This is a genomic window from Janthinobacterium sp. SUN033, from assembly GCF_030397595.1.
GTDB lineage: Bacteria > Pseudomonadota > Gammaproteobacteria > Burkholderiales > Burkholderiaceae_D > Janthinobacterium > Janthinobacterium kumbetense.
Window position 1 is genome coordinate 630,201 of the sequence record NZ_JAPQNV010000002.1, and the last position, 16,820, is coordinate 647,020.

Below are 16,820 nucleotides of genomic sequence, written 5' to 3' on the forward strand. Positions count from 1 at the left end.
TGGCCGGTGCCAGCTATCGCGGGGCATGCCGCCATGTCCGGGCGCCGCTCCTGGCAGCAGGATTGTTGTAGATCGGCACATGCCAGATAGCGGTGTAGCCCTGCGGCAACGGCAAGCCGGCAGGTAGGCGTGGTCATCCTGGCACGCAATCGGCTACCATGGGTGTTACTCTTCTTGATGACGGATAACCATGCCCAGCTGGCACCTGGCCGACGCCGCCGAACTGGCGGCGCGCCATCCCTACACCTTCTACAAATCGCCGCCCGAGGCCATCGCCCAGGTGCGCCCCGGCGAGGTGGTCAAGCTGATCTTCGCCTTCCACAGCGACGATCCGCAGGCGCCGGGCGCTGAGCGCATGTGGGTGCTGGTCGACACAGTTGAGCCGCACGGACACTTCACCGGCAAGCTCGACAACACGCCAGGCTACATCCGTGATCTGCAAGCCAAAGACCCCGTCGCTTTCGCGGCACGCCACATCATCAATACGCAGCACGACGATGACGATAACCTCGTCAACCGCTATGCGGGCCTGTGCTTCGTGACGAAAAAAGTGCTGGAAGACGGCGCGCCCGTCGGCTATCTGTACCGCGAGGAACCGGACAACGACGACGACAGCGGCTGGCGCTTCACGGCCAACGATGAAAGCGACGACTACATCAACGACAGCGCCAACGTGGCCCTCGTGTCGCTGGGCGCCGTGCTCGGCGTGGATGACCGTTTCATTGCGCTGCTGGACGCTCCCACCGGCGCGGCCTATGCCTTCGACCATAACACCCAACAATTCATGGCGGTTGACGAATGACAAGTGATGAACTGAAAGACGTTTGCGCGGCCCTGCCCGGCGCGCAAGCCGTGCTGTACGGTGCGCCGTCAAACATCCTCGTGTATGAAGTGAGCGGCAAGAAGTTTGCCTATTTTAAGACCAGCGCACCCGAGCAGTGGCGCTTCAGCCTGCGCGCCAGCGCCGGGCGCTTCATCGAACTGACGGACATGCCCGGCGTGAAACCGGCCCGTTACATGGGCCGCTTTCACTGGGTGACCATCGTCGACGTGGCGCGCTTCCCGGCCGATTACCTGGCGGAACTGGTGCAGGATAGCCACGCGCGCGCCGTGGCCAGCCTGACGCGCGCGCAAAGGGCGGCCATCGCCTAGAGGGCGTCCTCGCCCGCCATGGCGCGGTCGATGTCTTCGCGCGTCAAGTCCGGCGCCAGCTGCAGGATGAACTCGTAGGCGTAGGCGCGCAGGTAGGCGCCACGCCGCACGGCCAGGCGCGTCGTGTTGGTGGCGAACAAATGCGACGCTTCCACGGCCCGCAGCCCCTTGTCGCGGCCATGGTCGAAGGCCATCGAGGCGACGATGCCTACGCCCAGGCCCAGCGCCACGTATTGCTTGATGACATCGGAATCCATGGCCGTCAGGATGATATCGGTCGCCACGCCTGCCTTGGCAAAGGCGTCGTCGATATGCCCGCGTCCCGTGAAACCCTTGTCGTAGGTAATCAGCGGATACTTCGCCAGGTCTTCCAGGCGGATGGGCGAATGTTCGAGCAGCGGATGGCCGTCGGGCACGACGATCAGATGGCTCCAGCGGTAGCACGGGAACGACACGAGGTCGGGGAACTGGCTCAAGCCTTCCGTGGCGATGCCGATATCGGTCTTGCCGGACAGCACCCATTCCGCGATGTGCTCGGGCGCGCTTTGTTGTAGCGCAATACGCACTTCGGGGAAAGCGGCGCGGAAGCTTTGCACCACCTTCGGCAGCGCATAGCGCGCCTGCGTGTGCGTGGCCGCCACGGACAAGGTCCCGCTGGTCTGGCCGCTGTATTCGAGGCTGGCCTGCTGCAGGTTTTCCGCCTCGATCAAGAGACGGTCGACGATCTTCAGGATGCCCTTGCCCGGCTCCGTCAAGCCCGTCAAACGCTTGCCGTTGCGCTCGAAAATCACCACGCCCAGCTCGTCTTCGAGTTCGCGGATTTGCCGGCTCACGCCCGGTTGCGACGTGAACAGGGCGTTGGCCACTTCCGTCAGGTTATAGCCGCGGCGGGCCGCTTCGCGGATCGATCGCAATTGTTGAAAGTTCATGGCTATCCTGTATCAAGTTCGGGTGGGTTCAACAAATACATGGAGACGTTTCGGGCGGACAACCAATGTCTCGCCTTCCTTCAGCTGCAGATGGGTAAAACGCTCGTTCGACATCACCGCTTCGATCAGTTCGCTGTTATCCACACGCTGCAAGTCCAGCTGGGCCAGCGGGCCGATCGCATGGGCGCGGCTCAGTTTCACGACGATGCCTTCCGCGCCCTGCGTGTAGCGGTCGATTTCCAGGTCGTGCGGACGCACATAGGCCGTGCCCTTGCTGTCGCTCACGCCCGCGTAGTCGGGCACCTCGAAACTGGCGTCGCCCGTGGCCATCACGCCGTCATGCACGCGGCCGTGGAACAGGTTGACGTTGCCGAGGAAGCCGTAGACGAAGGGCGACGCAGGGTGGTTATAAACTTGCTCAGGGGAACCGAGTTGCTCGACCGTGCCCTTGTTCATCAGTACGACCTGGTCGGCCACCTCCAGCGCCTCTTCCTGGTCATGCGTAACGAAAATACTGGTGACGTGCAAGTCGTCATGCAGGCGGCGCAGCCAGCGGCGCAATTCCTTGCGCACCTTGGCATCCAGGGCGCCGAACGGCTCGTCGAGCAGCAGCACGCGGGGCTCGACGGCCAGCGCGCGCGCCAGGGCGATGCGCTGGCGTTGCCCGCCCGACAATTGCGGCGGATAGCGGTCGGCCAGCCAATCGAGCTGCACCAGTTCCAGCAAATCCTTGACCTTGCGGCGGATCTGGTCTTCCGACGGGCGCTCGCTGCGCGACTTCACGCGCAAACCGAAGGCCACGTTCTCGAACACGGTCATGTGCTTGAACAGGGCATAGTGTTGAAACACGAAACCGACCTGGCGCTCGCGCACATGGCGGTTCGACGCGTCTTCCGCGTCCAGCAACACCTGGCCGCTGTCCGGATGTTCCAAGCCAGCAATAATGCGCAGCAAGGTGGTCTTGCCGCAACCGGACGGGCCCAGCAAGGCCGTCAGTTCGCCGGCGGGAAAGTCCAGCGAGATATTGTCGAGGGCAACGAAATCGCCGAAGCGCTTGTGGATGTTTTTAACTGCGATGGTCATATCAGTGCTCCGTGGAACGTAAGGCGGAATCGTCGGCGTTGCTCTCGTTCAAACGCCACTCAATGAAAGCTTTCAAGGCCAGGGTCACCAGCGCCAGCAAGGCCAGCAGGGAGGCGACGGCAAACGCGGCGGCGAAGTTGTACTCGTTGTACAGAATCTCCACCTGCAGCGGCATGGTGTTGGTTTCGCCACGGATATGGCCGGACACGACGGACACGGCGCCGAACTCGCCCATGGCGCGGGCGTTACACAGGATCACGCCATACAGCAGCCCCCACTTGATATTTGGCAAAGTCACGCGGCGGAAGGTATTCCAGCCCGAGGCGCCCAGCACGATGGCGGCCTCTTCCTCTTCGCTGCCCTGCGACTGCATCAGCGGGATCAATTCACGCGCCACGAACGGGAAGGTGATGAAGATGGTGGCCAGCACGATGCCGGGCACGGCGAACAGGATCTTGATGTCGTGCGCCTGCAGCCACGGGCCGAACCAGCCCTGGGCGCCAAACATCAGCACATAGATCAGGCCGGAAATCACGGGCGAGACGGAAAACGGCAAGTCGATCAGGGTCAACAAGATGCTCTTGCCGCGGAATTCGAACTTGGCGATGCACCAGGAAGCGGCCACGCCGAACACCAGGTTCAACGGCACGGCGATGGCGGCCGTGATCAGGGTCAATTTAATGGCGGAAATCGCGTCCGGGTCGATGATGGCGGCGATATACGCTTCCCAGCCCTTCTTGAACGCTTCCGCGAACACGGCCACCAGGGGCACGATCAGGAACGCCGTCAGGAACAGCAAGGCGACGGTGATCAGGACCGTGCGCACCCACAACGGTTCCAGCACGACGGGGCCGACATTCGGCTCGAAGCGGCGCACTGCCGGGCGCGCATTGTCCACGCCAGCGACGCTAGTCGTATTCGTACTCATGATTTCTTCGCCTTTCCGCGCGTCCATGCTTGCAGCAGGTTAATCGTCAACAACAGCAGGAAAGACACCACCAGCATCACCACGGCGATGGCCGTGGCGCCTGCGTAATCGTATTGTTCCAATTTGGTAATAATGAACAGCGGCGTGATTTCCGACACCATCGGCATGTTGCCGGCGATAAAGATCACGGAACCGTACTCGCCCGTGGCGCGGGCAAACGCCAGCGCAAAGCCCGTCAGCAAGGAAGGCAAGATCGTGGGGAAGATGACGCGGATAAACGTTTGCAATGAATTGGCGCCCAGGCTGGCGGCCGCTTCTTCCAGTTCCTTTTCCGCGTCTTCCAGCACCGGTTGCACGGTGCGCACGACGAAGGGCAAGCCGATGAAGGTCAGCGCCACCACCACGCCCAGCGGCGTGAACGCCACCTTGATGCCCAGCACGCCTTCGATGAACTGGCCGAACCAGCCGTTCGACGAATACAAAGCCGTCAGGGTGATACCGGCCACGGCCGTCGGCAAGGCGAACGGCAAGTCGACCAGCGCGTCGATGATGCGCTTGCCGGGAAATTTGTAACGCACCAGCACCCAGGCCAGGATGCCGCCAAACACCACGTTCAACAGGGCGGCGATCAGCGAAGCGCCAAACGTCAAGCGGTACGACGCCATCACACGGTCGGACGTGACGGCGCTGAAGAAGGCGTCCCATGTCATGGTGAAAGTTTTCAGGAACACCGACGACAGCGGAATGAGAACGATCAAGGCCAGGTAAAAGAGCGTGAAGCCCAGTGACAGCTTAAACCCCGGCATGACCCGAAACGGCGCTCCGCGCGCCTTGAGCGGTGCTGCTGATGCTGCAGACATAGAAACTCCTTCTTATTACATTTTTGAGTTATAGAGTGCAATAATCACATGCATTCGTTATAAAAAGAACTAACCATTTCTCATTTGCTTAGATGGATTTTGCATACTTGCTTGCAGAATCGTTGGGCGAAAAAAAACGCACCGGACAGGTGCGTTTTTGCTTCTTAGACATATTTATACCCGAGACAAATGCTGGGGTCAGACCCCGAGGGGGAATGCGTCCCAATGGGACGCATTCCGATTGCGAAGCAACTGACCCCGGAATTACTTGTTTGGCTGCGGCGTCAAACGCAGATAGGGTTTCGCTGCCGTAAATCCCTTCGGATATTTCTGCTTGATCACGTCCAGGTCTTGCACCGTCAGTGGAATGATGACGTCGTCGCCATCTTTCCAGTTGCCGGGCGTGGCCACCGTGTAGCCGTCCGTCAGTTGCAGGGCGTCGATGACGCGCAGGATTTCATTGAAGTTGCGGCCAGTGCTCAGCGGATACGTGAGGATCAGGCGCACTTTCTTGTTCGGGTCGACGATGAAGACGGAACGCACGGTGGCCGTGACGGACTGTTCCGGGTGAATCATGTCGTACAGCATCGACACTTTCTTGTCGACGTCGGCGATGATGGGGAAGCCCACCACCGTGTTTTGCGTCTCTTCGATATCCTTGATCCAGCTCTTGTGCGACTCGGCCGCATCCACGGACAGGGCGATGGCCTTCACGTTGCGCTTGTCGAATTCCGGCTTGAGCTTGGCCGTCAGGCCCAGTTCCGTCGTGCACACGGGGGTAAAGTCGGCCGGGTGGGAAAACAGCACCACCCAGGAATTGCCCGCCCACTCGTGGAACTTGAGGGGGCCGATCGAGCTGTCTTGTTCAAAATCAGGGGCGACATCGCCCAGGCGTAAAGTCATCGTGATCTCCTTGAGAGGTTGTGTGGCAATGGGATGTGCGTCGAATCAGGCTGCCTGACGGTGGCGTTTGTCGCTTTGCGCCAGATCAAACAGTGTTTGCAGTTGCGCCTGGCCATAGACCCAGTCACCAAGGCGCGACTCGGCGTTGATATGGCCCAGCGCACCGCCATCAATATACTTGCAATTCCAGCGCCGTGCCCACTGCGCCGCGTGTTCGGCCGTCATCCAAGGGTCCGTCTGGCTGGCGATCAGGATGCCGGGGCAAGGCAGGCGCTTTTGCGGCAAGGCCTTCGCCACGCCAAACTTGTCGGGATCTGCCGGCCCCACCAGCAGCACGCCGGCCACGCCCTGCGGGTCGCGGGCCAGGCTGTGCGCCGTCGTCAGGCAGCCGAAGCTGTGGGCGACGATCAGCGTGGGACGCGCATCCTGCCGCCGCACCTGGTCCAGGCGCGCCGACCAGGTGGCCAGGTCGGGAGCGTTCCAGTCATCCTGCTCGACCCGCTCGAATTGCGGATACAGGCGCTGCCAGCGGCTCTGCCAATGCTCGGGACCGCTGTTATGCAAGCCCGGCACGATCAATACCCGGTAATCGGAAAAGCTGCGCAGCGCCATGATGTGTCCTTGCGTGATCGATTCCGGCAAGCGTTGCCGCCTGCCGGTGAAGATTACTTCGGCTGATAGATCTGGTCGAAGATACCGCCGTCGGCAAAGTGCGCCTTCTGTGCCGCCGTCCAGCCGCCGGCCACTTGCTCGATGGTGAACAGGTTGACCTTGGCGAACTGCGACGCGTATTTCTTTGCCGCCTTGTCCGTTGCCGGACGGTAGTAGTTCTTCGCGATGATGTCTTGCGCTTCGTCCGTGTACAGGTAGTTCAGGTAAGCCTCGGCCACCTTGCGCGTGCCGTGCTTGTCGGCAAATTTATCGACGACGGCGACGGGCGGCTCGGCCAGGATGCTGACGGATGGCGTGATGATGTCGAACTTGGTCGGACCCAGTTCCTTGACGGCCAAGTAAGCCTCGTTTTCCCAGGCGATCAGCACGTCGCCGATGCCCCGTTCGACGAAGGTGGTGGTGGCGCCGCGCGCGCCGGAATCGAGCACGGGCACGTTCTTGTACAGTTTGCCGAGGAAATCCTTGGCTTTGGCTTCGTTGCCGCCCGGCTGGCGCAAGGCATAACCCCACGCGGCCAGGTGGTTCCAGCGGGCGCCGCCCGAGGTTTTCGGGTTCGGCGTGATGACGGACACGCCCGGCTTGATCAAGTCATTCCAATCCTTGATGCCTTTCGGGTTGCCCTTGCGCACCAGAAACACGATGGTCGAGGTGTAAGGCGAGCTGTTGTGCGCCAAACGCTTTTGCCAGTCGGCGGCCAGCAGCTTGTGCTCGGCCAGCGCGTCGATGTCGTAGGCCAGGGCCAAGGTGACCACGTCCGCTTCCAGACCGTCGATGACGGCGCGCGCCTGCTTGCCGGAACCGCCGTGCGATTGCTTGATCTTGACGTTGTCGCCCGTCTTGCCTTTCCACTCCTTGGCAAACGCCGTATTCACATCCTGGTACAGCTCGCGCGTCGGGTCGTATGACACGTTGAGCAGGGTGATATCGGCAGCCTGCGCCGTTTGCAGAAGGGCAAACGCGCTGATGGCGGCGGCAGTGATGATTTTTTTCGACAGCATCTAAGATCCCCGTGTGGTTGAACTTTCAGAGCCACCAGATTACGGCGCTATGGCCGCAAAGAGAACGAAGCGTTTCGCCGTTTGATATACATTTTTCGCATATGGACGGCGCGCAACGGGGATAAAGCGGTTAATAGAAACGGTTAAATAATACGACGGCCCAAGTGGCGAAGGCCAGGGTGCAGGTCAGCAGCACGGCCGCGCTGCCGAAATCCTTGGCGTTCTTCGACAGCGGATGGCGGTCCAGCGAGATGCGGTCGACCACGGCTTCGATGGCGGAATTGATCAGTTCGACGATCAGCACCAGCAGCAGCACGCCGATCAGCACCAGTTTTTCAAAGGCGGAGACGCGCAGCAGCAAGGCGATCACGGTGCCGACGACGAACAAACCGAGTTCCTGGCGGAACGCGTGTTCATGGCGCCAGGCCGCTTTCAAGCCATCGAGCGAGTAGAAAAAAGCGGAGAAAATCCGTTTCAAGCCACTTTTACTTTTGAATTCGTTTACAGGTTGCATAGTTTTCCATATGTAAAGCAAGTGCAGTGGGCACATTATGGGGGCGACATAGCACTGTGACCATTTATTCGCTGAATATCTCGGAACATTTCACTATTTTTTCACATCATGGTATAAAGAAGCATGAATACTGCATTGCACCAAATCCATCATGAAAATTGAACCGGTCGCTGCCCCGAAGACGACGATCCAGGTGATCGAACGCATGGTCGCCCTGCTCGATGCCCTGGCCAAATATTCCGACCCGGTCAGCCTGAAGGAATTATCCAAGGTTTCCGGTTTGCACCCCTCGACGGCGCACCGCATCCTCAACGACATGGTGCTGACGCGCTTTGTCGACCGCATCGAACCGGGCACGTACCGGCTGGGCATGCGCCTGCTGGAACTGGGCAATGTGGTGAAAAGCCGCCTCAGTGTGCGCGAAGCGGCACTGGACTTCATGCGCCAGCTGCACAAGAAAACCCAGCAAACCATCAACCTGTCCGTGCGCCAGGGCGACGAGATCGTCTACATCGACCGCGCCTTTTCCGAGCGCTCGGGCATGCAGGTGGTGCGCGCCATCGGCGGGCGCGGTCCGCTGCACCTGACCTCGACGGGCAAGCTGTTCCTCTCCGTGGACGAGCCGAAAGCCATCCGCGCCTACGCCACGCGCACGGGACTGGCCGGACACAACAAGAATTCCATCACGGATCTGCAAAAGCTCGAGCGCGAGCTGAGCCTGGTGCGCGAGCGCGGCTATGCGCGCGACAATGAAGAGCTGGAACTGGGCGTGCGCTGCATGGCGGCCGGCATCCGCGACGATACAGGCAAGCTGATCGCCGGCCTGTCGATCTCGGCCCCGGCCGACCGCCTGCAGGATGAGTGGCTGGTGGACCTGGTGGAAACGGCGAACCAGATTTCCGTCACATTAGGTTATATCCCGCAAGACTGAGAACGCCTGACCAAACCTGCTGCGCGGCGCGCTTTGCGGCCTGCGATGCTCACCGTACTAGAGTACGGTTGCGCTTCTTAGCCACAAATCACTACCGCTCGCGACGGTTTTGTCAGGCGTCGTGACGACAACTTTCTGCATTAACCACCAGGCAGGCTCATGTTGGCTGGTTTCAAGGCTTCCAGCCACTTGCGCATGCGTCCCGCGTCAGCCGTACGCGACTGTTTCCCCTTGGAATCGAGGAAGACCATGATCACGGCCCGTCCTTCGATGACCGCCTGCATCATCAAACAACGTCCCGCTTCATTGATGAAGCCCGTCTTTTGCAAGCCGATTTCCCAGCCCGGATTGGCCACCAGGTGATTCGTATTGCCAAACTGCATGGGCTGGCCGCTGGCTTCGACGATGGCTTTCGGGTCCGTCGAGTACTCGCGCAGCAGCGGATGGCGGAAGGCGGCCATGGCCAGCTTGCCCAGGTCTCGCGCGCTGGCCACGTTCATTTTCGACAAGCCGCTGGAATCGACGTAATGCGTATCCATCATGCCCAGCTGGCGCGCCTTGCTGTTCATGGCGTCGACAAACGCCGGCAAGCCGCCCGGATAATTGCGGCCCAGCGCCGAGGCGGCGCGGTTTTCCGAACTCATCAGGGCGATGTGCAGCATATTCGCGCGCGTCAATTGCGAGCCCACTTTCAGGCGTGAGCTGCTGAATTTGGCGCGGTCAACGTCTTCGTCCGTGATCGTCAGCAACTCATCCATGTCCTGGTGCGCTTCGACCACCACCAGGCCCGTCATCATCTTGGTGATGGAGGCGATGGGCAAGGCCACATTGGAATTCTTTTCAAACAACACTTCCGCATTGGCCTGGTCCAGCACCAGCGCCACGCTGGACTTCAGGTCGAGCGGATCGCGCGTCAGGTTCAGGCCGGCCAGGTCGCCCATGGTGGGCATCGGTGCGGCCATGGGCACGGCCACGCTGCTGACTTTTTGGTAGATGACCTTGCGTTTGCCGCGCACCATGACGACCCGGCGCACGGTCTTTTCGCGCGGCGCGGCCGTCGCGCCCTTGCGCAGCACGACTTTGATTTTCTTGGTGTTGTGTTTCTTCGAGGCTGAGGATTTGCCGTTCGCTTCCTTGGCGTGCACGGCCGCAGCCGGCGCCAGTGCAAACAGCAGGGAAGCCAGGATACCCAGCGCAAGTTTAAACTTAGCCATTCGATAATTCCCCGTGAAGCTGTTGCCTTATTGCAGTGTAGCGAAATGCAGAGCAATCGCAAGCCTATTTAACAGTTAGGACAGTATTTATTGCAGCAATGAAATACAAATCGTTGGCGATCAGCAAACAAACTCATCCTTAACCGGCTGTTTTTCTCCGCCCGTCGCCAGTAATGTCTATTTGTCCATGAATTTAACAAAGCCGGCCAGCGGCTCGCGCTCCGTGTTCAGGCGGTTCTCGACCTTGTCCGGGTCGGCATAGCCGAGGGCCATGCCGCACACCACCATTTCACCGGCCGGCACGCCCAGTTCGTCGCGGATGATGTCATGGTAATGGATGAAGGCCGCTTGCGGGCACGTGTCGAGTCCCCGCGCACGCGCCGCCAGCATGATGTTTTGCAAAAACATGCCGTAGTCGAGCCAGGAACCCTGTTCCAGTACCCGCTCGATGGTGAAGATCAGGCCCACGGGCGCATCGAAAAACTGGAAATTGCGCCCATGCTGGGCCGCCATGCCGGCCGTGTCGCCACGCTCCAGGCCCAGCAACTGGTACAGGTCCAGGCCGATCTTGCGGCGGCGCTCGATGAACGGCGCCGTCCACTGGCGCGGGTAATAGATATATGAGGCCGTGCGCGCGGGCGCATCGGGCGCCTTCGGCGCGGCATAGGCGGCCAGGATGCGCTGCGACAGGCGCAGGCGGGCCTCGCCCGACAGCACATACACTTTCCACGGCTGCATGTTGGCGCCCGAAGGCGCGCGCGCCGCCACTTCCAGGATGCGCACGATCTCGTCCTGCGCCACCGGCGTGGGCAAAAAGGCGCGGATGGAACGGCGCGACAGGATGACGCTATCGACGGCTTGCTGCGCCGACCGTGTTTCAGATGCTTGCTTGTTCACTGCCCTGCTCTCCCGCTATAGCTTATTATTTCTTGACCACGAACACCACGCCGACCACGGCCACCAGCATGCCGGCGATGCCCAGCATATTAAAGGCTTCGCCAAACATCAACCAGGCCATCACGGCCGTCGTGGGCGGCGTCAGGTACAGCAAGCCCGTCACTTTCGTCGCATCGCTGCGGCGGATCAGGGCGAACAGCAGGAAGATGGCGCCGATGGACAGCACTAGCACCGACCACAGCAAGGCGCCGATGAAATTCGCCGTCCATTGAACATTGCTGAAATGCAAGTCCAATCCTTCGTAATACAGGGCGAATGGCAAGACCACCACGATGGAGGCGGCAAACTGCACCACCGTGCCGGTGCGCAAGTCAAAGTGCGGACAGTGGCGTTTTTGGTACATGGTGCCGGCCGTCATCGACAGCAGCGCGAACACGCACAGCAGCACGCTTTCCACGGTCAGACCCACGAGGTTGATCTTCGCATACACGACGAGGGCCACGCCCAGCAAGCCAAAGAACAGGCCCAGCCACTGGCGCGGGCGCACGGATTCGCCGATCAGGGGTGCGGCGCAGGCCGTCAGCACGGGCTGCATGCCGACAATCAGCGCAGACAGGCCGGCCGGCATGCCCAGCTTGATGGCGCACCACACGCCGGCCAGGTAGCCGGCCTGCATCAGGATGCCGGCCATGGCGATCTGGCGGAATTGGCCCACAGGCCACGGCGCGCGCAACAGCAGCACCAGCGGCAGCAGAATGACCAGCACGCCCAGGAAGCGCAGCAGCAAAAAAGTCAGCGGCGGCGCATACGGCAAGCCGAACTTGGCCACAATAAAACCTGTGCTCCATAACAACACGAAGAAGCCGGGCAAGGCCATCGGCGCCAGGTTAGTCAAGAAGGAGGCTTTGCCGCTGGCGCCAGCCGCGGCGGGAAGATTGGACATGGTATCGACTCGGGAAACGGGATCGGCACCGGGGCGTTGCCCAGTGCGGGAGGCAAAGTCTAGCATGCTGCGCCGCGATCGTCCCCGCAGGCACTGGAAACGATAGTTTAAGCACAAACCATTAACAGGTAGAAATCAAATATTTCTCTTTAGAAACAATGACTTTTGATGCAAATCTATTCAATTGTTGCATCGCACAAGAATCGCTTGACTTACGTTTTTTTCGCCGTAGAATAGGGTTTGTTGCGTTGCACAATTCTTGTTCAGCTTGAAAAATTTAGATTCACCTGCTTTCCCAAACGGTACACGCAGCATCAAATTAACCAGATTTCGATTTTTTGGAGATTTATATGTTTTCAATTCCTGAGCAATTTTCGTCCGCTACCAAAGCCAACCTGGAAGCCCAATTCGCCCTGTTCTCGTCGCTGACGGGCAAGGCCTTCGAAGGCATCGAAAAGATCGTCGAACTGAATCTGACCGCTGCCAAGGCAACGCTGGAAGAATCGACCGCCGCCGCCAAGCAATTGCTGTCGGCAAAAGATCCACAAGAATTCTTCTCGCTGGCCTCTGCCCAAGCCCAGCCTGGCGCCGAAAAAGCCATCGCTTACGGCCGTCACCTGGCTGCCATCACGTCGGGCACGCAAGCCGAATTCAGCAAAGCTGCTGAATCGCAAATCGCTGAAACCAACCGTAAAGTCCTGTCGCTGGTGGAAGAAGTCACCAAGAACGCGCCAGCCGGTTCGGAAAACGCCGTCGCCATCCTGAAAAGCGCCATCGGCAACGCCAATGCAGGCTACGAGCAATTCTCGAAAACCAGCAAGCAAGCCGTCGAAGCCATCGAAGCGAACCTGACGTCGGCCGTGAACCAGTTCACGCAAGCGGCTGAAAAAATCGTGCCGCGCACTGCCGCCAAGTAATTATCAAGCGACCGCCACGGCGGTCTGCTGTTACCAGCTCCTCCAGGCATCCATCCCGCACTTCCCCGACGGATGCCATTATGCCCCAGCCCAGCTGGGGCATTTTTTATGCCTGAACACTTCCCGAACGCGCTTACTCGCCCAGATACGCCGCCTTCACGCGCGGGTCGTCGAGCATGGCGGCCGCGTTGCCGCCCATGGTGACCAGGCCGGAATCCATCACATAGCCGCGGTGCGCCGCCTGCAGGGCCAGCCGGGCATTCTGTTCGACCAGCAAGATCGTGATGCCTTCGGACGACACCTTGCGGATCACCTCGAAGATTTTCTCGACCATGATGGGCGACAGGCCCATCGACGGCTCGTCGAGCAGCAGCAGCTTCGGATGGCTCATCAGGGCGCGCGCCATGGCCAGCATCTGCTGCTCGCCGCCGGACAGGGTGCCGGCCATCTGCGCCGCCCTTTCCTTCAGGCGGGGAAACACGTCGAACCAGCGGGCGATGTCGTCCTCGACGCCCGCCTTGTCCGTGCGCGTGTAGGCGCCCATCATGAGGTTTTCGCGGATCGACATGCGGGTAAACACGCCCCGCCCCTCCGGCACCATGGCCAGTTTCCTTTCCACCAGGTGAAACGATTTCGTGCCCTTCAGCGATTCGCCCAGGTAGCTGATCGTGCCCTCGATCTTGCAGGCAGGCAAAGTGCCCGTGATGGCTTTCAAGGTCGTCGTCTTGCCCGCGCCGTTCGCGCCGATCAGGGCGATCAGCTCGCCCTCGTTGACTTCCAGGTCGATGCCTTTCACCGCCTTGATGCCGCCGTAGGCCACGTGCAGGCCCGCCACCTTCAATATATTGCTCATGCGTGCGATCCCCCCAGGTAAGCCTCGATGACGGCCTGGTTTTGTTGTATTTCGGCCGGCAAGCCTTCCGCGATGCGCTTGCCATATTCGAGCACCGTGATGCGGTCGCACAGCCCCATCATCAGTTTCACGTCATGCTCGATCAAGAGCACGGTCTTGCCTTCTGCCTTGATTTTCACCAGCAACTCGCGCAAGGCCAGCTTTTCCGTCGCGTTCATGCCGGCCGCCGGCTCGTCGAGCGCCAGCAGGGTCGGGTCCGTGGCCAGCGCGCGGGCGATTTCCAGGCGCCGCTGGTCGCCATACGACAGGAAGCGCGCCGTCCGGTTGGCGAACTGGGCGATGCCGACGAAATCGAGCAACTCCATGGCCCGCTTGCGGATGGACGCCTCTTCCTCGCGCGCCGCCTTGTGGCGGAAGATGGCGCCGAAGACGCCCTGGTGCGAGCGCACATGGCGCCCCACCATGACGTTTTCCAGTGCCGTCATGTCGCCGAACAAACGGATGTTCTGGAAGGTGCGCGCGATGCCCGCCTTCGCCACCTGGTGCGGCGCGGACGGCGAATACGGCTTGCCGGCCAGCTCGAAGGTGCCCGTGTCGGGCTGGTACAGGCCCGTGATGACATTGAAAAACGTCGTCTTGCCGGCGCCGTTCGGGCCGATCAAGCCGTAGATTTGCCCTTGGCGGATGGTGATGCCCACGTCGGTGAGCGCCTGCAAGCCGCCGAAACGCTTGTTCACGCCGGCGATATTGAGAATGATCTGTTCGCTCATGTGATTCCCTCCCTTAAGCGGACACGACGCCGGTGGATTTGTTCGGCTGGTCCACATCGTGGTCGGGCCGGTCTTCGTGCTTCGGCGATGGCCACAGTCCCGCAGGACGATTGAGCATGATCAACACCATGGCCAGGCCGTACAGCAGTTGGCGCAGCACTTCCGCTTCAATGACTACGTGGCCGAACAGCGCCTGCTGGGCCGGCTCCACCACATGGCGCAGCACTTCCGGGATCGAGGCGAGGATCACGCCGCCGAGGATCACGCCGGGGATATGGCCGATGCCGCCCAGCACCACCATGGCCAGCACGGCGATCGATTCCGTCAGCGAGAACGATTCCGGCGAAACAAAGCCCTGGAAAGACGCAAACATGGCGCCAGCCACGCCGCCGAACGAGGCGCCCATGGAAAAAGCCAGCAATTTCACGTTGCGCGTGTTGATGCCCATGGCCTTGGCGGCGATCTCGTCTTCGCGGATGGCCACCCAGGCGCGGCCCAGGCGCGAATGCTGCAGGCGCTTGGTGACGAACACGACAGCGATGCACAGGAAGAGGAACAGGAAGTAATAGGCGTTCACGGACGGCATGGAAAAACCGGCCACCGTCACGGTGCTGTTGGTGCCCGCCTCGCCCGCCAGGTTGACGCCGAAGATGCGGATCGGGTCGATCAAATTGATGCCTTGCGGTCCATTCGTGAAATTGATCGGATCGTTCAAATTGTTCATGAAAATGCGGATGATCTCGCCAAAACCCAGGGTCACGATGGCGAGATAGTCGCCGCGCAGTTTCAAGGTGGGCGCGCCCAGCAGGGCGCCGAACAGGCCTGCCACGGCTGCGGCCAGCGGCACGATGATCCAGATCGACAGGTGGATGCCGTTTTCGCGGATTTCCGGGCCCATCAGCTGCACCAGGGATGCACCCAGCACCGGATATTGATTCACCACCGATTCGAGCAGGATGGCGAACTGGGGCGACGCCAGCAAGGCCGTCAGGTAGGCGCCCACGGCATAGAAGGCGATGTAGCCGAGGTCGAGCAGGCCGGCGAAGCCGACGACGATGTTCAAGCCCAGGGCCAGCATGATGTACAGCAAGGCCATGTCGATGATGCGCACCCACGAGTTGCCGAACTGCGCGGCAAAAAACGGGAACACCATCAGCAGCGCGGCCAGGCCCAGCATGCCGGCGTAGGCTTTGGTCGGATTTTTCTTAGCGTCAAAATCGAGTAGTGCCATGATTCAGTCTCCCAGTTTCACATCAGGCACGGTCGGCCACACGTTCGCCCATGATGCCGGACGGGCGCAGGGTCAGCACGATGATCAGCACGACGAAGGCAAAGATATCCTGGTAGTGGCTGCCCAGGAAGCCGCCCGTGATGTCGCCGATATAGCCGGCGCCCAGGCTCTCGATAATGCCCAGCAAGACACCGCCCAGCATGGCGCCGTAGATATTGCCGATGCCGCCCAGCACGGCCGCGCAAAAGGCTTTCAAGCCGGGGATGGCGCCCATGGAAAACTGGATGGACGCGTAATTGGCGCCCCACATCACGCCCGCCACGGCGGCCAGCGCGGCGCCGATGGCAAAGGTGGCGACGATGACCTTGTCGGAATCGACGCCCATGAGGCCCGCCACGCGGGGATTTTCCGCCGTGGCGCGCATGGCGCGGCCCATTTTCGTTTTTTCCACCAGCAACACCAATCCGCCCATCGACAGCGCGGCCAGGGCCAGCAGCAGCACTTGCGTTTGCGAAATCACGGCGCCCCCTATGTTGATGGGGTCCGTCGACAGCAATTGCGGGAAAGGCAAGGGATTGCGCGTCCAGATCATCATGGCGAAGGTTTGCAGCAGGATGGAGACGCCGATGGCGGTAATCAGGGGGGCGAGGCGGGGGGCGTTGCGCAGGCGGCGGTAGGCGACCCGCTCGATGATGATGTTGACCAGAATACAGATGGGAATGGCGCCGAGGATGGCGGTGGCCAGTTTCAGATAGCCGGGCCAGTCCGGTACATAAATGCCCAGCAGCTTGAGAATGCTCAAGCCCACCATGGCGCCGATCATGAGCACGTCGCCGTGGGCGAAGTTGATCAGATTCAATACGCCATACACCATTGTGTAACCGAGGGCGACTAAGGCATACATGCTGCCCAACACCAAGCCGTTGATGATCTGCTGGATGAATGTATCCATGATTGCCCTATCAAATATGCATTTTTCGGGAACAACTTCCGCCAGAACATGGGTCGCTGATACAAAAACGGCA

The 16,820-nt window shown here is 60.6% G+C and carries 19 protein-coding genes; 4 read left to right on the forward strand and 15 right to left on the reverse strand.

Annotation, left to right across the window (positions count from 1 at the left end; all coding sequences use genetic code 11):
* Positions 1-190: 190 nt before the first annotated feature.
* Both OX460_RS11445 and OX460_RS11450 read left to right on the forward strand, forming a co-directional pair.
* Positions 191-802 (forward strand): DUF2185 domain-containing protein, encoded by a 612-nt coding sequence (locus OX460_RS11445; RefSeq protein ID WP_289898686.1) that lies wholly within the window; start codon positions 191-193, stop codon positions 800-802.
* A complete protein-coding gene (locus OX460_RS11450; RefSeq protein ID WP_289898687.1) occupies positions 799-1,152 on the forward strand; it encodes an MmcQ/YjbR family DNA-binding protein in 354 nt (117 codons plus the stop codon). Before OX460_RS11445 ends, OX460_RS11450 begins: the two co-directional genes overlap by 4 nt.
* Here the strand turns inward: OX460_RS11450 and OX460_RS11455 are convergent.
* From OX460_RS11455 to OX460_RS11490, 8 genes are all read right to left on the reverse strand, one after another.
* Positions 1,149-2,081 carry a CysB family HTH-type transcriptional regulator gene (locus OX460_RS11455; RefSeq protein ID WP_034785189.1) on the reverse strand — a complete coding sequence of 311 codons (933 nt, stop codon included), beginning with the start codon at positions 2,079-2,081 and terminating at the stop codon, positions 1,149-1,151. The genes OX460_RS11450 and OX460_RS11455 overlap by 4 nt on opposite strands.
* Positions 2,082-2,093: 12 nt before the next feature.
* Positions 2,094-3,164, reverse strand: coding sequence for a sulfate ABC transporter ATP-binding protein (locus OX460_RS11460; RefSeq protein ID WP_034747519.1), 1,071 nt, complete (start codon positions 3,162-3,164; stop codon positions 2,094-2,096).
* Between the two features lies 1 nt (position 3,165).
* The gene (gene cysW, locus OX460_RS11465) at positions 3,166-4,092 is read right to left on the reverse strand and encodes a sulfate ABC transporter permease subunit CysW (protein WP_251350677.1); all 927 of its coding nucleotides are present in this window, start codon (positions 4,090-4,092) and stop codon (positions 3,166-3,168) included.
* Positions 4,089-4,898, reverse strand: coding sequence for a sulfate ABC transporter permease subunit CysT (gene cysT, locus OX460_RS11470; RefSeq protein ID WP_099408869.1), 810 nt, complete (start codon positions 4,896-4,898; stop codon positions 4,089-4,091). The genes cysW and cysT overlap by 4 nt, the downstream gene beginning before the upstream one ends.
* Positions 4,899-5,216: 318 nt before the next feature.
* The gene (locus OX460_RS11475) at positions 5,217-5,855 is read right to left on the reverse strand and encodes a peroxiredoxin (RefSeq protein WP_289898688.1); all 639 of its coding nucleotides are present in this window, start codon (positions 5,853-5,855) and stop codon (positions 5,217-5,219) included.
* Positions 5,856-5,900: 45 nt separating this feature from the next.
* Positions 5,901-6,467 carry an alpha/beta hydrolase gene (locus tag OX460_RS11480; protein WP_034747509.1) on the reverse strand — a complete coding sequence of 189 codons (567 nt, stop codon included), beginning with the start codon at positions 6,465-6,467 and terminating at the stop codon, positions 5,901-5,903.
* A 53-nt stretch (positions 6,468-6,520) separates the two neighbouring features.
* On the reverse strand, positions 6,521-7,525 hold the full coding sequence (locus OX460_RS11485) for a sulfate ABC transporter substrate-binding protein (RefSeq protein WP_099666802.1): 1,005 nt from the start codon (positions 7,523-7,525) through the stop codon (positions 6,521-6,523).
* A 130-nt stretch (positions 7,526-7,655) separates the two neighbouring features.
* The gene (locus OX460_RS11490; protein ID WP_289898689.1) at positions 7,656-8,039 is read right to left on the reverse strand and encodes a diacylglycerol kinase; all 384 of its coding nucleotides are present in this window, start codon (positions 8,037-8,039) and stop codon (positions 7,656-7,658) included.
* Positions 8,040-8,190: 151 nt separating this feature from the next.
* Between OX460_RS11490 and OX460_RS11495 the strand changes: the two genes are divergently transcribed.
* Complete coding sequence (locus tag OX460_RS11495; RefSeq protein WP_099666800.1) at positions 8,191-8,970, forward strand: IclR family transcriptional regulator; 780 nt, start codon at positions 8,191-8,193, stop codon at positions 8,968-8,970.
* Between the two features lie 140 nt (positions 8,971-9,110).
* On the opposite strand, the gene OX460_RS11500 is transcribed toward OX460_RS11495, so the two are convergent.
* The 3 genes from OX460_RS11500 to OX460_RS11510 form a co-directional block, all read right to left on the reverse strand.
* Positions 9,111-10,184 carry a serine hydrolase gene (locus OX460_RS11500; RefSeq protein ID WP_289898690.1) on the reverse strand — a complete coding sequence of 358 codons (1,074 nt, stop codon included), beginning with the start codon at positions 10,182-10,184 and terminating at the stop codon, positions 9,111-9,113.
* A 177-nt stretch (positions 10,185-10,361) separates the two neighbouring features.
* Positions 10,362-11,081 carry a nitroreductase gene (locus tag OX460_RS11505; protein ID WP_289898691.1) on the reverse strand — a complete coding sequence of 240 codons (720 nt, stop codon included), beginning with the start codon at positions 11,079-11,081 and terminating at the stop codon, positions 10,362-10,364.
* Positions 11,082-11,106: 25 nt separating this feature from the next.
* A complete protein-coding gene (locus tag OX460_RS11510) occupies positions 11,107-11,958 on the reverse strand; it encodes a DMT family transporter (protein ID WP_289898892.1) in 852 nt (283 codons plus the stop codon).
* A gap of 416 nt (positions 11,959-12,374) precedes the next feature.
* Here OX460_RS11510 and OX460_RS11515 point away from each other — a divergent pair, with 416 nt between their 5' ends.
* Positions 12,375-12,941, forward strand: coding sequence for a phasin family protein (locus OX460_RS11515; RefSeq protein WP_099666796.1), 567 nt, complete (start codon positions 12,375-12,377; stop codon positions 12,939-12,941).
* Positions 12,942-13,074: 133 nt separating this feature from the next.
* On the opposite strand, the gene OX460_RS11520 is transcribed toward OX460_RS11515, so the two are convergent.
* The 4 genes from OX460_RS11520 to OX460_RS11535 are packed head-to-tail and all read right to left on the reverse strand — an operon-like array spanning position 13,075 to position 16,747.
* Positions 13,075-13,794 carry an ABC transporter ATP-binding protein gene (locus tag OX460_RS11520; protein WP_070256673.1) on the reverse strand — a complete coding sequence of 240 codons (720 nt, stop codon included), beginning with the start codon at positions 13,792-13,794 and terminating at the stop codon, positions 13,075-13,077.
* A complete protein-coding gene (locus OX460_RS11525) occupies positions 13,791-14,564 on the reverse strand; it encodes an ABC transporter ATP-binding protein (RefSeq protein WP_099666795.1) in 774 nt (257 codons plus the stop codon). The genes OX460_RS11520 and OX460_RS11525 overlap by 4 nt, the downstream gene beginning before the upstream one ends.
* 13 nt (positions 14,565-14,577) lie before the next feature.
* Positions 14,578-15,795 carry an ABC transporter ATP-binding protein gene (locus OX460_RS11530; protein ID WP_251350675.1) on the reverse strand — a complete coding sequence of 406 codons (1,218 nt, stop codon included), beginning with the start codon at positions 15,793-15,795 and terminating at the stop codon, positions 14,578-14,580.
* Between the two features lie 22 nt (positions 15,796-15,817).
* A complete protein-coding gene (locus OX460_RS11535; RefSeq protein WP_077407985.1) occupies positions 15,818-16,747 on the reverse strand; it encodes a branched-chain amino acid ABC transporter permease in 930 nt (309 codons plus the stop codon).
* Positions 16,748-16,820 lie beyond the last annotated feature (73 nt).

Excerpts from the sequence above, each read along its gene's own strand:
- OX460_RS11445 (WP_289898686.1), top strand. The coding sequence starts at position 191 with ATGCCCAGCTGGCACCTGGCCGACGCCGCCGAACTGGCGGCGCGCCAT.
- OX460_RS11450 (WP_289898687.1), top strand. The coding sequence starts at position 799 with ATGACAAGTGATGAACTGAAAGACGTTTGCGCGGCCCTGCCCGGCGCG.
- OX460_RS11455 (WP_034785189.1), bottom strand. The coding sequence starts at position 2,081 with ATGAACTTTCAACAATTGCGATCGATCCGCGAAGCGGCCCGCCGCGGC.
- OX460_RS11460 (WP_034747519.1), bottom strand. The coding sequence starts at position 3,164 with ATGACCATCGCAGTTAAAAACATCCACAAGCGCTTCGGCGATTTCGTT.
- cysW (WP_251350677.1), bottom strand. The coding sequence starts at position 4,092 with ATGAGTACGAATACGACTAGCGTCGCTGGCGTGGACAATGCGCGCCCG.
- cysT (WP_099408869.1), bottom strand. The coding sequence starts at position 4,898 with ATGCCGGGGTTTAAGCTGTCACTGGGCTTCACGCTCTTTTACCTGGCC.
- OX460_RS11475 (WP_289898688.1), bottom strand. The coding sequence starts at position 5,855 with ATGACTTTACGCCTGGGCGATGTCGCCCCTGATTTTGAACAAGACAGC.
- OX460_RS11480 (WP_034747509.1), bottom strand. The coding sequence starts at position 6,467 with ATGGCGCTGCGCAGCTTTTCCGATTACCGGGTATTGATCGTGCCGGGC.
- OX460_RS11485 (WP_099666802.1), bottom strand. The coding sequence starts at position 7,525 with ATGCTGTCGAAAAAAATCATCACTGCCGCCGCCATCAGCGCGTTTGCC.
- OX460_RS11490 (WP_289898689.1), bottom strand. The coding sequence starts at position 8,039 with ATGCAACCTGTAAACGAATTCAAAAGTAAAAGTGGCTTGAAACGGATT.
- OX460_RS11495 (WP_099666800.1), top strand. The coding sequence starts at position 8,191 with ATGAAAATTGAACCGGTCGCTGCCCCGAAGACGACGATCCAGGTGATC.
- OX460_RS11500 (WP_289898690.1), bottom strand. The coding sequence starts at position 10,184 with ATGGCTAAGTTTAAACTTGCGCTGGGTATCCTGGCTTCCCTGCTGTTT.
- OX460_RS11510 (WP_289898892.1), bottom strand. The coding sequence starts at position 11,958 with ATGGCCTTGCCCGGCTTCTTCGTGTTGTTATGGAGCACAGGTTTTATT.
- OX460_RS11515 (WP_099666796.1), top strand. The coding sequence starts at position 12,375 with ATGTTTTCAATTCCTGAGCAATTTTCGTCCGCTACCAAAGCCAACCTG.
- OX460_RS11520 (WP_070256673.1), bottom strand. The coding sequence starts at position 13,794 with ATGAGCAATATATTGAAGGTGGCGGGCCTGCACGTGGCCTACGGCGGC.
- OX460_RS11525 (WP_099666795.1), bottom strand. The coding sequence starts at position 14,564 with ATGAGCGAACAGATCATTCTCAATATCGCCGGCGTGAACAAGCGTTTC.
- OX460_RS11530 (WP_251350675.1), bottom strand. The coding sequence starts at position 15,795 with ATGGCACTACTCGATTTTGACGCTAAGAAAAATCCGACCAAAGCCTAC.
- OX460_RS11535 (WP_077407985.1), bottom strand. The coding sequence starts at position 16,747 with ATGGATACATTCATCCAGCAGATCATCAACGGCTTGGTGTTGGGCAGC.